The following is a 12,444-nucleotide window of genomic DNA, read 5'->3' as shown; positions in this document are numbered from 1 at the left end:
CTCTAGCGTGACAGGCTAGCGTTCTAACCAACTGAACTACCGGGCCATTTTTGGTGGGAACAACAGGGCTCGAACCTGTGACCCTCTGCTTGTAAGGCAGATGCTCTCCCAGCTGAGCTATGCTCCCACTTTTCATCGTGGAAGGCTTTGTTCTTCCCTGACGACGAAATTTATTATACTACGGCTAGTGTGAAAAGTCAACACCTTTTTTGGAAAAATTTCGAATCTTTTTCGGTTCTGCAAAGAAAGAAGGCGCAAAACCGCGGCAGAATGCCATTTCTAGGCAATTGACGGCCAGGGGGAAGGCTATTCCTTCTCCCCCGCCAGCGCTCGGAGTTCCCGGCTGGAGAAATGGTGCTTCTGCCCACAGAAATGGCAGACCATCTCGGTGTCCTCCTGTTCCTGTGCCAAGCGGAGGAGTTCTTCCCTGCCCAAACTGATAAGCGCCCGTTCCATCCGGTCCCGGGAACAGTTACAGCGGTATTCCACTGTAGTTTCATCCAGCACCTGGGGATCAAATCCCTTGAGAGCTAAAAAAGCGATATCCTGGGGGCTGAGGCCATCGGTGAGCATCTGGGTGACCGATTTCATCCCGTTGATATTCTCCTCCAACCGGTCGATGGTGTCCTCCCCTGCGCCGGGCAAGAGCTGCACCAGGTACCCACCTGCCGCCAAAACGGTCAGGTCGGTATTGACCAGCACCCCCAACCCGCAAACGGTGGGAATTTGTTCGCTGACGGCATAGTAATAGGTGATGTCCTCGGCGATCTCCCCAGATACAATAGGGGAATGGCCGATATACGGATCCTTCATCCCGGTGTCCCGGATGACCGAGAGATACCCCTCCTTGCCCACAGCGCCGGCCACATCCAACTTGCCGTATTGGTTGAGGGGGATTTCTACCACCGGATTGGTCACATAGCCACGGGCATTGCCCTCGCTGTCCGAAACAGCGATCACCGACCCTACCGGGCCGTTGCCCGCCAGGCGCAGGGTGACCGAATCCTCTTTCCCTTTCAGGGTGCAGCCCATGATGGAGGCAGCGGTCAAAAGCCGCCCCAGCGCTGCGGTGACGGTGGCAGAGGTTTTGTGAATTTGTTCCGCGCGGCCCACCATATCGGTGGTGTCCACAGCGATGCAGATGACCCCGCCGTCGGCGGAGATGGTGCGAACCAATTTTCCCATAGTGTTTGTATCTCCCATTCTATCTGATCTTGCGCGCCACATACACCAGCCGCTCGCTGGTGGCGGTGGGCGGGTCAAAGGTGTCCCCTTGGTAGATGGCCTCCACCTGGAAGCCAGCCGCATCCAGCATCCGGTCCAGCTCTTCCCGGCTGTAGGCGCGCTCCCGGAACTCCTCCCCGCTGCGCTGGTAGGAGCCATCCTCTTCCTTTTCAAAGAAATCCAGGCGGATGGTGACGGTGTCAGTCTCCTCCTCCAAGGCGTTCTGCCAGACGCAGAACACCTTCTCCTCGTCGTAGACAAAGGTGTTGTTGCCCAGTACCTGACGGTGCTTATAGGGGGAGTTGACGTCGAAGAGGAACAGCCCGCCCAGGTTCAAAAACAGCGAGACTTTGGAAAACACCCGCTGCACCCGCCGGGGATCGGTCAGGTGGTTAATGCTGTCCAGGGCGCAGACGGCCACGTCAATGGTGCCATACAGGTCCAGCCGGGTCATATCCTGGCAGAGAAACAGCACCTCCTGCTCCTGCTGGGCGGCCTTTTGCAGAGCAACAGACAGCATGTCCGCCGAACCGTCCACCCCGATGACGTCATAGCCAAGGGCGGCGAGCTCCAATGACAAGCTGCCTGTTCCGCAGGCCAGGTCCAGCAAAAGCCCGGGCCCCTCCTGATATTGTTTGATAATTTGGTCAAAATACGCCGCCCGCTCCCCATAGGAAACGTTTCCCGTCAAGCTGTCATAAAAAGCGGCAAAGGCATTGTACGGCATTACAGTTTACCCTTTTCCTTGAGCCGGTCGAACAGCACCCGATAGCCGTCGCACCCGTAATTGAGGGAACGGTTGACCCGGCTGATGGTGGCGGTGCTGGCCCCCGTGGTGGCCACGATGTCGCTGTACACCTTGCCGGAATCCAGCATTTTGGCCACTTGGAACCGCTGAGAAAGGGCCTTGAGCTCGGTGACGGTGCAGAGGTCCTCAAAGAAATTATAGCATTCTTCCATGTTTTCCAGGCAGAGAATGGCCTCAAACAGGTTCTCGACTTCGAGCTCCTTCAACTTAGAATTCATAGATTTATCCTCCCGACTTGATACTAAGGACAGTTTAACATTTTAACGCATAAAAGTAAAGACCTTTTTTGCAGTTTTTCCATGAATTGCCGCCCTTTTTTTGCGGGAAACGCTACTCTTGCGGGGGTTCCTCCTCTTCGCCGGGGTCCTGGGCCGCGATTTCTTCAATAATCGACCGGATCTCCTCCACCCCTTCCCCGGTCTCGGCGGAAAAGGGGATCATGGTGATTTGATCCGCATAGGGGATCTCCTGCTGCAAAGCGGCCAGCCGGTCGGCCTGCTGCTTTTTGGAGAGCTTGTCCCGCTTGGTCAGCACCACCACAAAGGGGAATTCGTGCTCAATGAGGTAGTCGATCATCTGCAAATCGTCGGCGGTGGGAGGGTGGCGCATATCCACCAGCTGGAACACCAGCTGGATGTTGCGGCCGTCGTTAAAATACCCCTCAATCAGCTGGGCCCAGCGCTGCTTCTCACTTTTTGCCACCTTGGCGTAACCGTAGCCTGGCAGGTCGGCAAAGCGGACGTTTTCCAGCCGAAAAAAGTTGATGGTCACCGTCTTTCCAGGCATGGCGCTGACCCGGGCCAGCTGCTTGCGGTTGAATATCTTGTTGATCATCGAGGATTTGCCCACATTGGACCGCCCGGCAAAGGCGATCTCCGCCACGTCGGACGGGGGCAGCTGGTCGAACCGCCCATAGGAGGACTCAAACGCGATGTTGTGAAAATTCATGTCCTTCTCCTTTTTCCCATCACTGGGCCAAAACGGCCTCCGGTTTGGCAGGCGCTTTTTTCAGCACCGCGTGGATCTCTTTCCCCTCTTCCCGGGGGCAGAGGGCGGTTTGGAGCACCGTCTCCACATGGTCGGCGGGGATAAAGCGGATGGCTTCCTTCACCACCGGATCCACCTCATAGAGGTCGGGCAGGTTCTCCTTGGGAATCAAGACGGTCTTGATCCCAGCCCGGTAGGCCGCCATGGTCTTTTCCCGTAGCCCGCCAATGGCCAGGACCCGGCCGCGGAGGGTGATCTCGCCGGTCATAGCCACATCCCGGCGGACCGGGGTGCCGGTGAGGGCGGAAACCAAAGCGGTGGTCAGGGTAACCCCGGCGGAGGGGCCGTCCTTGGGCACAGCGCCCTCGGGCAGATGGATGTGGATGTCTTTGTTCTTATAAAAATTGGGGTCGATGCCATATTCCTGGGCCCTGCTGCGGATATAGCTGATGGCTGCCTTGGCCGATTCCTTCATCACATCGCCCAGGGAGCCGGTCAGCTCCACCTTTCCGGAACCTTCCATGACAGCCACCTCCACCTGGAGCATCTCGCCCCCTACGGAGGTCCAGGCCAGGCCGTTGACCAGGCCGATCTCATCCCGTTCGGCGGGCTCGTCCGGCCGGAACCGCTTGGGCCCCAGGTAATCGTACAGGCTCGCCCCGGTGATCACCACACGGGAAGCGCCTTTGCCCACAATTTCCCGGTCCGCTTTGCGGCAGAGGGCACCGATCTCCCGTTCCAGCTTGCGCACCCCGGATTCCCGGGTGTAGAAGTCGATGAGGCCGTAGATGGCATCGTCGGCCAAGCGGAAGGTCTTGGCAGTGAGGCCGTGTTTTTTCATCTGTTTGGCCAACAGGTGGCACTTGGCGATCTGGAATTTCTCCTCCCGGGTGTAGCTGGGCAGTTCGATGACGTCCATCCGGTCCAAGAGGGGTGCGGGGATAGTGCTCAGGTCGTTGGCTGTGGCGATGAAAAATACCTCCGACAGGTCGAAGGGGATTTCAATATAATGGTCGCGGAAGGCAAAGTTCTGCTCTGAGTCCAGCACCTCCAGCATAGCTGAGGAGGGGTCGCCGCGGAAGTCGTTGCCCATTTTGTCCACCTCGTCCAGCAGCATCAGGGGGTTGTTGCTCCCCGCCAGCTTGATGGCGTTGATGATCCGGCCGGGCATGGCGCCGATGTAGGTCTTGCGATGGCCCCGGATATCCGATTCATCCCGCACGCCGCCCAGGGAGATGCGCACGTATTTGCGCCCCATGGCCTTGGCAATGGAGCGGGCGATAGAGGTCTTGCCCACGCCGGGAGGGCCCACCAGGCAGATGATCTGGCCCTTGATATCCGGCGCCAAGGCGCGGGTGGCCAGCACCTCCAAGATGCGCTCCTTGACCTTCTGTAGGCCATAATGCTCCTTATCCAGCAGCTTTTCTGCCTTTTGCAGGTCGATTTTATCCTTGGTGGATTTGTTCCAGGGCAGCTCCAGGCAGGTGTCCAGGTAACCCCGGATCACCCCGCCCTCGTGGGAGTTGGAGGGCAGCTTCATCAGCCGGTCAGCCTCTTTATACAGCTTTTCCCGCGCCTCATCGGGGAGGGCCAGCTGGTCGATCTTCTCAAAGTACTGCTGGGCCTCGTCCACCGGGTTGTCGCTCTCCCCCAGTTCCTCCTGGATGACACGCATCTGCTCCCGCAGGTAGTATTCCCGCTGATTTTTGTCGATGGACTCCTTGACCCGGTCGTAGATGTCCTTTTCCAGGCTGAGGATGTCGTTCTCACTCTCCAAATAGGAAGCCAGCAGTTCCAGCCGTTTGACCGGGCTGGTGGCGATGAGGATCTCCTGTTTCTCCTCGATCCGCAGGGGGATGTTGGCGGCGATGTATTCCGCCACATAGTGGGGGTCCTCAGAGATCAGGGCATTGATCACCATGTCCTTGGGCATCTTGGGGGAAAGGGAACAGTATTCTTCAAACAAGTCCTTGACTGTGCGCATCAACGCGTCGCAGGTGTTCAGTTCCGACGGCCGGGCCTCCCGAAGGGGGAACTCCAGAGTCTCGGCGGTGTAATAGGGCTCAGTGTCCACCAAATGGCGGAGCTTGGCCCGATACAGCCCCTCCACCAGAACCCGCAGGTTGTTGCCGCTGCCGGATTTGACAATCTGTTTCACCTCCGCGACAACGCCCACATGGAAAAGGGCGCGCTCGTCGGGGTCTTCCACCCGGACATCCTTTTGGGTCACCAAAAAAATGCGGCGGTCTTTTTCCATTACATCTTGCAGGGCTTTGATGGATTTTTCCCTGCCCACCTCAAAGTGCAGAACCATTTTAGGGAACAGCACCAGCCCCCGCATGGCCAGCAGGGGAAGAACAATCGGTTCAGGTCGGTTGTTGATTTCATGCATTGTTGTAACCTCCCTATCTATCGGCATTCCGCCAATTGGCAGAAAAACGCATGTTTTTGTCATTCAAGTATATCGAAAAACTCCAATAAAAGCAAGGGGCATTCTTTTGCCAATCTGTTTCAAAAAAATGAAGGGGGGAACCGCTTCCCCTCCCCTTCCCCACCGGCGGGATTCCGCGGCAGAAACAGATAACCCGGCGGGCGCCTCCACAAGGGGAAAACCAGGGGCCGGATTATGCCCCGTCTGCAAAACTCCTCGCCCAGGAGGAGCATCTCTTCCCCGGGATGTTATGGCCGGTTTCTGCCCCTTCTACAGGGAAAGCCGCCGATTGTATCGGCGGCTTTACACCTCTATATTGGTACGATAGACAACTTTTTATGCGTTTTCCGCTTGCAGCTTCCTTTAGCTGGATGCAGTATCCCGTCCCAGCCGCTGGCGCTTGGAAGCGCTCAGCTGGATGTTAAAAGGGGAGCGGTTTTCATCCCGGATAATCACCGGCTCGCCGGTTCCCTCCACACACTCCCGGGTGATTTCAATCCGCTCGATGGTGTAATCCGACGGGGCGGTGAACATCAAATCCCCCAGGGTTTCCTCCATGATAGAACGCAGGCCCCGGGCGCCGGTTTTGCGCTCAATGGCCTTTTCCGCCACCGCACGCAGAGCGTCCTCCTGGAACACCAGCTCGATGTTGTCCAGTTCAAACAATTTTTTATACTGTTTGAGGATGGAGTTTTTGGGCTCCACCAAGATCCGGGTCAGTGCTTCCTCATCCAGGTTGGAAAGGGTGGTCACAATGGGCAGGCGTCCCACCAACTCGGGGATGATGCCAAACTTGACCAGGTCATGGGGGACCAGTTCCTTAAGCAGCTCATCCCGCTCTTTGTCCCGGGAGGCCTTCACCGTCGAGCCGAAGCCCATGCTGGAGGTTGCGACCCGTTTCTCGATGATTTTCTCGATCCCCTCGAAGGCGCCGCCGCAGATGAAGAGGATGTTGGTGGTGTCGATGTGGATAAACTCCTGCTGGGGGTGTTTGCGCCCGCCTTGGGGCGGCACGTTGGACACCGTTCCCTCCAGGATTTTCAGCAGGGCTTGCTGCACCCCTTCGCCGCTGACGTCCCGGGTGATGGAGGGGTTTTCACTCTTGCGGGTGATCTTGTCGATCTCATCGATGTAGATGATGCCACGCTGGGCCCGCTCCACATCGTAATCCGCAGCCTGGATCAACTTGAGGAGGATGTTTTCCACATCCTCGCCCACATATCCTGCCTCGGTGAGGGTAGTTGCATCGGCGATGGCAAAGGGCACCCCCAGCACCTTGGCCAGGGTCTGGGCCAGCATGGTCTTGCCCACGCCGGTGGGGCCCAAAAGAAGGATGTTGGATTTGGTCAGTTCCACATCATCCGATTTGCCGTAATAGATGCGCTTATAGTGGTTGTACACCGCCACCGAAAGGGCCATCTTAGCAGTGTCCTGCCCGATGACATACTCGTCCAGGATTTCTTTGATCTCCCGGGGTTTGGGGATGGTGACCTCCGCCTCTTCCTTAGCCGCCCTGTTTTTTTGCCGGGGAGCTGCACCCTCATCCATCAAGATGCTTTCGCACAACTCCACGCACTCGTTGCAGATGCAGACCCCCGGGCCGGCGATCATCCGGCTAACTTGATCCTGGGTCTTTCCACAGAAGGAGCAGCGCAGCGTTTTCATTTCATCATTTTTTGCCATAGGGTACCTCCGTACTTCTTCGGAAGATGGACAAAATTGGGGGCGGTTGTCCACTGCCCCCAATTCCCGATTTATTGTTCGCCGTGTTTGACCATGACCTTGTCCACCAAACCGTAATCGCAGGCCTGCTGGGCGGTCATAAAGTTATCCCGGTCGGTGTCCCGCTCGATCTCCGCCAAGGGGCGGCCGGTCTGCTGGGACAGCAAGCGGTTTAAGGTGTCCCGGGTGCGCAGGATGTGGTCGGCGTGGATTTTGATATCCGAAGCCTGGCCCTGCATCCCGCCCAAGGGCTGATGAATCATAATTTCGCTGTTGGGCAGTGCGTACCGCTTTCCGGGGCAGCCGGAAGAGAGGAGGAACGCGCCCATGGACGCGGCCATACCGATGCACACAGTGGAAACATCGCACTTGATGTACTGCATAGTGTCGTAGATGGCCATACCTGCGGTCACCGAGCCGCCGGGGCTGTTGATATACAAATTGATGTCCTTCTCGGGGTCCTGCCCCTCCAGATAAAGCAGCTGCGCGACCACCAGGCTTGCGGTCACATCGTTGACCTCATCACAAAGCATGATAATTCTGTCGTTGAGAAGGCGGGAGTAGATGTCATAGGAACGCTCCCCCCGGCTGGTCTGCTCTACGACCATTGGCACAAGGCTCATAGATGATACCTCCATATTCTAGTGTTTTCCCCGAGGGGAGGATTTTCCCCTCGGGACCGCCCAAAAGGCAATAGACAGTGGAACCCACTGTCTATGTAGCAGCCGCAGCAATTATGTGTATGTTCTAAAGCGCGGGGATTATTCCGCAGCCTCTTCCTCTACCTTTGCCTTCTTCGCAGTGGATTTGCGGGTGGTCTTCTTCTTGGCTTTGGGGGCAACCGCATTCTCCCGCACAAAGTCGATGGCCTTGTTCACTGCGATATCCTTGGAGATCTCGTCGGCGGGCAGCAGCTCTTTGATCTTCTCCAGCTCCATGCCGTAGACTTCGGCAGCCTTTTTGAACTGCTCCTCCAGGTCCTCTTCAGTAGCGGTCAGGTTCTCCAGCTCGGCGATCTTCTCCAGGGCCAGGCGGACTTTCACCTGATGCTCTGCCTGCTCCTTGAAGGTCTCACGGAAGCTCTCGACAGTGCTGCCGGTGTACTGCATGTAAGTCTCCAAGTTCAGGCCCTGCATCTGCAGACGGTAGGCAAAATCCTGGACCATTTCGTCGATTTTCCGCTCGTACATGCAAGCGGGGATATCCGCCTTCATGCCGGCGATGACCGCGTCGACCAGCTTGTTCTCAAACTCATCGTTTGCTTCCAGGTCCTTCTTCTCCTGCAGTTTGGACTTCAGATCGGCTTTCAGGGCCTCCAGGGTCTCAAACTCGCTGACATCCTTGGCGAACTCGTCGTCCAGCTCGGGCAGTTCCACCGCTTTAATCTGGTGAATTTTACATTTGAAGACTGCGGGTTTGCCCTTGAGCTCGTCCACATGGTAGTTCTCAGGGAAGGAGACGTTTACATCAAAATCTTCGCCGATGGCATGGCCGGCAATCTGCTCCTCAAAGCCGGGGATGAACTGGTTGGAACCCAGGGTCAGGGGGAATTCCTCGCCTTTGCCGCCCTCAAAGGCGACGCCGTCGATGAATCCTTCAAAATCGAAGACCACATTGTCGCCCATCTGAGCGGGACGGTCCTCTACCGAGATGGTAGTGCCAGCTCTCTTCTGCAGTTTTGCGATCTCCGCGTCCACATCCTCATCGGTGACGGTGTATTCAACCTTTTCCGCCTCGATGCCCTTGTAGCCCTCGACCTCGACCTCGGGCTTCACAGTGACGGTGGCTTTAAAGGAAAAGCCGTCTTTGCCGACTTCCAGGATCTCGATATCCGCACGGTCCACAGGGGTGATCCCTGCTTCTTTGGCGGCCGCCTCATAGGCGGAGGGGTACAGCTCGTTGACCGCGTCCTCAAAGAACACGCCCTCACCGTACATTTTCTCAATCATATGCCGGGGCGCTTTGCCCTTGCGGAAACCGGGAATGGTGATGGAAGGGGCATTTTTCCGGTAAGAACGATCCACTGCCGCTTTGAATTCCTCGGCGGGAACGCTGATCTCCAATTCCATCAGATTGGTGTCAATTTTTTTGGATGCAGTCAAACTCATTTATATTTCCTCCTGTAGACAGCTATAATAATCCAACCAATTATAGCACATATAATATGGAAATTCCACTGTATTTTCATGATTTATTGGGTTTTTCCGGGATTTCCATGAGGCAGAAGCCCAAAAAATCCGCTGAGATCAACCGGAATTCAATTCCTAGGTAGGTTCCGTTGAGGGCATACCGGCACCCGGAGCCGTGGATATGCCCATAATAACACCGGCGCACCTGGTGTTTGCGTAGCACGTCGATGATCTCAGGGGTGATCTCCTCCCCAAACACCGGAGGGTAGTGGAGGAAGGCCACTTTTTCCAAGCCCTTCCCTGCCGAAGAGAGGGAGGCGTCCAGCCGGGCGGCTTCCCGGGCGACGATTTTTTGATCGTGGGCCTCCCCTTGTTCGAACAGCCAGCCCCTGGAGCCGCAGACGGCGGCCTGCCCCACAGCGATGCTGTTATTATGGAGAATTTGAAGGCTGTCTAAACCGTGTTTGGCGAAAAACTGTTCCATCTTGGATTTGGTGGACCACCAATAATCGTGGTTCCCCTTGAGGATAATCTTACGGCCGGGCAGGCTTTCAATAAATTGGAAATCCTTGAGAGACTGTTCCAGCCCCATGGCCCAGGAGACATCCCCAGCGACTACCACCGTGTCTTCCGGCTTTACCAGCCGCCGCCAATGGGCTTCCAGTTTGTCCACATACCCATCCCAGCCGCTGAAAATATCCATGGGTTTGCCCGCCGCCAGGGGCAGGTGCAGGTCGCCGATTGCATAAAGCGCCATGTTTCTCCTCCCTTCCACTGATTTTTGCTGAATGACACCGCCCCTTTCTGCTCATACTAAGGCCAGGGGATTTCTCCGCCATAGGCGGGAAAGCTACCCATCCATTTTGATGCTGTCAAATTGAAAGGAGCGTTTTTTATGAATCATTCCGAAGGCTGCAGCTGCCCCCATATCCACGGTGTAAAATGTGAAGTTACCAACTGCGTGTACAACGACAAGAAGGAATACTGTACTGCCAATGAGATTAAAGTGGGTCCTTCTTACGCCTCCAGCTCCACAGATACCATCTGTGCCACCTTTAAGCCCGAATAAGCGGGACGGAACAAACAAGGAAAACAGAGGGCGGAAGCCCTCTGTTTTTGCTTCTTCCCTTATTTGAGGTTGTTCCGAATGAAGTTGTAGGCATTGCCAAACAGGATTTTCTCTGTCAGCTCCTTGCCCAGGCCGTCAGCCAGTAGGGCATCATGCAGGTTGTCCACCTTTTCTACCGAATCCAGATAGCCAGGGATGTCTGCGCCGTCAAAATCCGAACCCAGGGCGATGGTATTCTCCCCGCCTAGCTCCAGGAAGTGGTGGACGTGCTTGAGCAGGTCGCTGATGGATGCGGTCTCTCCCCCGTCTACAATGAAATTGCGGTAGTAGTTGAGACCCACAATGCCGCCCCGGTCCCGGATTTCGCAGAACTGGGCATCGGTCAGGTTGCGGCTGTGGCCGCAGATAGCCCGGGAGTTGGAATGGGTAGCGATAAAGGGCTTAGAGGCGATCTTGCACAGGTCGGCAAAACCCTCGTCGTTGAGGTGAGATACATCCACAATGATGTTTTTGCGCTCCATCTCGGCGATGGCTTCCCGGCCGAAGTCGGAAAGGCCGTTGTGGGTCACCGAGCCGCTGCCAATCTCGTTAGGGCCATTCCAGGTCAAGGTCAAAAACCGAACCCCGTCTTTGGCAAGTTCCTCAATCATTTCCATCCGGCCCGCCAGGGCTGCACCGCCCTCCACTGCCAGAATACCGGAAAATTTGCCTGCTTCAAAGGCTCTATCCATGTCAGCTGCATTCCGCACCTGGGACAGTTTGCCGCTGTACTTCTCCAGCTGGCCGCAAAAATACCGGACGCACTCCCGGTAGTAATCAACTGCGTCCTGCCCCCGCTTCTCATCGGGAACAAAGATGGCATAGGTCTGAGCCCAGCGGGTGCCAGGGGTGACCTTGTCCAAAGAGATATGGGTCTTAGGGTTGATAAAATCCAGTTTCTCCCGATTGCAGACCATAATGGTGTCCGAGTGTAAATCAATAAATCCGGTTGTGTTCATTTGCACAAAACGCTCCTTTTATGTATTGGAAGCTCTCCACCGAAAAGGTTTTTCCTCCCTGGGTCACCACCTCAAAGACATCAAACCTGGGCTGAAGATCTAAGGGATGGTCCTGCAAAAAAGCGGATGCCGTAGCAATTACCCGCCTTTGTTTTTGCAGAGTCACCGCAGAAAGCGGAGACACCAGGCTGCCCGCTCGGCGGGTTTTTACCTCTACAAAGGCCAGGTATTCCCCGTCTTTGGCGATGATATCAATCTCTCCCCACCGCTTTTTGTAATTGCGGCAGAGGATCTCCATCCCCGCATCCGCCAGGGCTCCAGCGGCAAAGTCCTCCCCTTTTTGGCCGGTTCCATCCATAGACAGCATCCCCTTACTTAGACAGGTGTTTTTCCAGGGTTTTTAAAAAGCTTCTTCGGTGAATGGGACAAACCCCATGTACTGCTATCATATCATAATGCAGCTTGGTTGGGTACCCTTTATGCCGACAAAATTTATATTGGGGATATTGTTTGTCCATTTCCAGCATATACCGATCCCGGGCGACTTTGGCCAGAATAGAGGCTGCTGCAATAGAGGCGGAAAGTCCGTCCCCTTTTACAATGGTCCGGGTGGGGATGCCGAGTCCGGGATCCCGGTTGCCGTCCACCAAAGCGCAGTCCGCCGGGCAGGATAGTCCCTCCACTGCCCGGTTCATGGCCAGGTAGGTAGCCCCCAAAATGTTGTATGTGTCAATCTCCTCCGGCGTGGCGAAAGCGATAGACCAGCTCAAGGCCTCCCGCTGGATGACCTCAAACAGGGCTTCCCGTTTCTTTTCAGTCAGCTTTTTGGAATCATTGACCCCTTCAATCTGCTGTCCCGGGCGCAGGATCACTGCAGCGGCATAGACCGGACCGGCCAGCGGCCCCCGTCCGGCTTCATCCACCCCGCAGACGGCACAAAAGCCCTCCCCTGCCGCCTCCTTTTCATAGGCAAGCATATCGACGGAAGATGGTTCTTTCAAATTGGTTCCCCCTTAAAAAACGCCGCCCAACCGGAATCGGGCGGCGGCTTCTAGTTTCGTCCGTAAATTTTCTGT

At 56.0% G+C, this 12,444-nt stretch carries 13 protein-coding genes and 1 tRNA gene; 1 reads left to right on the top strand and 13 read right to left on the bottom strand.

Going from position 1 to position 12,444, the window contains the following annotated elements; all coding sequences use genetic code 11:
• Positions 1-51: 51 nt before the first annotated feature.
• From BQ5353_RS12285 to BQ5353_RS12240, 10 genes are all read right to left on the bottom strand, one after another.
• Positions 52-127: transfer RNA gene (locus BQ5353_RS12285), tRNA-Val, on the bottom strand.
• Between the two features lie 179 nt (positions 128-306).
• Positions 307-1,185, bottom strand: a complete 879-nt coding sequence (gene hslO, locus BQ5353_RS12280; RefSeq protein ID WP_054332403.1) for an Hsp33 family molecular chaperone HslO — start codon at positions 1,183-1,185, stop codon at positions 307-309.
• A 19-nt stretch (positions 1,186-1,204) separates the two neighbouring features.
• Positions 1,205-1,951 carry a class I SAM-dependent DNA methyltransferase gene (locus BQ5353_RS12275; RefSeq protein WP_071428370.1) on the bottom strand — a complete coding sequence of 249 codons (747 nt, stop codon included), beginning with the start codon at positions 1,949-1,951 and terminating at the stop codon, positions 1,205-1,207.
• A complete protein-coding gene (locus tag BQ5353_RS12270; RefSeq protein WP_054332401.1) occupies positions 1,951-2,250 on the bottom strand; it encodes a YerC/YecD family TrpR-related protein in 300 nt (99 codons plus the stop codon). The genes BQ5353_RS12275 and BQ5353_RS12270 overlap by 1 nt, the downstream gene beginning before the upstream one ends.
• A 112-nt stretch (positions 2,251-2,362) precedes the next feature.
• Positions 2,363-2,980 (bottom strand): ribosome biogenesis GTP-binding protein YihA/YsxC, encoded by a 618-nt coding sequence (gene yihA / locus BQ5353_RS12265; RefSeq protein WP_071428369.1) that lies wholly within the window; start codon positions 2,978-2,980, stop codon positions 2,363-2,365.
• Between the two features lie 19 nt (positions 2,981-2,999).
• Positions 3,000-5,411, bottom strand: a complete 2,412-nt coding sequence (lon, locus tag BQ5353_RS12260; RefSeq protein ID WP_071428368.1) for an endopeptidase La — start codon at positions 5,409-5,411, stop codon at positions 3,000-3,002.
• A 402-nt stretch (positions 5,412-5,813) separates the two neighbouring features.
• A complete protein-coding gene (gene clpX, locus BQ5353_RS12255; protein WP_071428367.1) occupies positions 5,814-7,133 on the bottom strand; it encodes an ATP-dependent Clp protease ATP-binding subunit ClpX in 1,320 nt (439 codons plus the stop codon).
• 71 nt (positions 7,134-7,204) lie between these two features.
• Positions 7,205-7,795: an ATP-dependent Clp endopeptidase proteolytic subunit ClpP gene (clpP, locus tag BQ5353_RS12250; RefSeq protein ID WP_054332399.1), complete on the bottom strand. Its 591-nt coding sequence runs from the start codon at positions 7,793-7,795 to the stop codon at positions 7,205-7,207.
• A gap of 138 nt (positions 7,796-7,933) precedes the next feature.
• A complete protein-coding gene (gene tig, locus BQ5353_RS12245; RefSeq protein WP_071428366.1) occupies positions 7,934-9,280 on the bottom strand; it encodes a trigger factor in 1,347 nt (448 codons plus the stop codon).
• A 76-nt stretch (positions 9,281-9,356) separates the two neighbouring features.
• Positions 9,357-10,058, bottom strand: coding sequence for a metallophosphoesterase (locus BQ5353_RS12240; RefSeq protein ID WP_071428365.1), 702 nt, complete (start codon positions 10,056-10,058; stop codon positions 9,357-9,359).
• Between the two features lie 138 nt (positions 10,059-10,196).
• Here BQ5353_RS12240 and BQ5353_RS12500 point away from each other — a divergent pair, with 138 nt between their 5' ends.
• Complete coding sequence (locus tag BQ5353_RS12500) at positions 10,197-10,370, top strand: DUF1540 domain-containing protein (RefSeq protein ID WP_074026336.1); 174 nt, start codon at positions 10,197-10,199, stop codon at positions 10,368-10,370.
• A gap of 59 nt (positions 10,371-10,429) precedes the next feature.
• Here the strand turns inward: BQ5353_RS12500 and BQ5353_RS12235 are convergent, their stop codons facing one another.
• The 3 genes from BQ5353_RS12235 to BQ5353_RS12225 are packed head-to-tail and all read right to left on the bottom strand — an operon-like array spanning position 10,430 to position 12,345.
• Positions 10,430-11,368, bottom strand: coding sequence for a dipeptidase (locus BQ5353_RS12235; RefSeq protein ID WP_054332397.1), 939 nt, complete (start codon positions 11,366-11,368; stop codon positions 10,430-10,432).
• Entirely contained in the window at positions 11,346-11,726 is a 381-nt protein-coding gene (locus tag BQ5353_RS12230; protein ID WP_083386498.1) for a YraN family protein, read from the bottom strand. Before BQ5353_RS12230 ends, BQ5353_RS12235 begins: the two co-directional genes overlap by 23 nt.
• 13 nt (positions 11,727-11,739) lie before the next feature.
• Positions 11,740-12,345, bottom strand: a complete 606-nt coding sequence (locus BQ5353_RS12225) for a ribonuclease HII (protein ID WP_054332406.1) — start codon at positions 12,343-12,345, stop codon at positions 11,740-11,742.
• Positions 12,346-12,444 lie beyond the last annotated feature (99 nt).

The organism is Merdimmobilis hominis (genome assembly GCF_900104615.1).
GTDB classification, from domain to species: domain Bacteria; phylum Bacillota; class Clostridia; order Oscillospirales; family Ruminococcaceae; genus Merdimmobilis; species Merdimmobilis hominis.
Note: the sequence above shows the minus strand (reverse complement) of the source record. Positions and strands in the feature narration are given on the sequence as shown.